This window comes from Thermus sp., assembly GCF_056332225.1.
This window is the reverse complement of the sequence record NZ_JBWGQW010000180.1, coordinates 1-728: the sequence shown is the minus strand read 5'-3', so window position 1 is coordinate 728 and position 728 is coordinate 1. Positions and strand designations below refer to the sequence as shown.

Annotated in this window: 1 protein-coding gene; it reads right to left on the bottom strand. The window is 70.5% G+C overall.

Translation table 11 applies throughout. The annotated features are described in order from the left end of the window. The coding region (locus AC01Y6_RS10780) for an AAA family ATPase (RefSeq protein ID WP_476671530.1) at nt 1-617 on the bottom strand (617 nt) is incomplete at its 3' end. Nucleotides 618-728: the final 111 nt, after the last annotated feature.

Below are 728 nucleotides of genomic sequence, written 5' to 3'. Positions count from 1 at the left end.
AGGATGTGCACGCTCCGGGCCTGGGCGGTCTTGGCGATGGAGCCCAGGAGCCCCCTGGCCCCGGCCTGCTCCCCGCTCATGGGTTTGGGTAGGTGGTCTATCACCACCACGGCGGCCCCGGTGTTCAGGGCGAGGCGGCGCAGGTGGTAGAAGGCGGCCTGTACCTGGTGGGCCTTCACCACGTCCAGGGGGAAGGCGGCCATGAAGGAGTCCACGATGACCAGGCCCGCCCCCGCCTCCTTCACCCCCCTCTCCAGTTGGGCCAGCTCCTCCTCCCCCAGGCCGTAGGTGTCCCCCTCGGGCTCCAGGACCACCAGGCGGGCCATGTCCCCGTCCGGGTAGGCGGCCTTGTGCCGCTCAATCCAGCCCCGCACCGCCCGCCCGTCCCCGGTGGCCGCGTCAAAGTCCACGTAGACCGCCCCCGAGGGCTCCACCCTGCGGCCCAGGAGTTCCCCCTCGGGGCGGGTGGCCTGCCAGGCCAGGGCGGTGAGGAGCACCGTCTTCCCCTCCCCGGGGAGGGCTCCCACCACGCTCACGAAACCCCGGGGGATGAGCCCTTCCCAGGCCCAGGGGATTTCGGGAAGGGGGGCGTGGAGGTCAATGCGCTTCAGCCCCACGGCCTACCTCCTCCCCCCCAGGCGGGGTTTTGGGAAGTGGAGCCGGGGCTTCTCCTTACTCCCGTGCTCCAAAACTCCTAAATCGGGTTTTTGCGATGAGGAAGGGCCAGG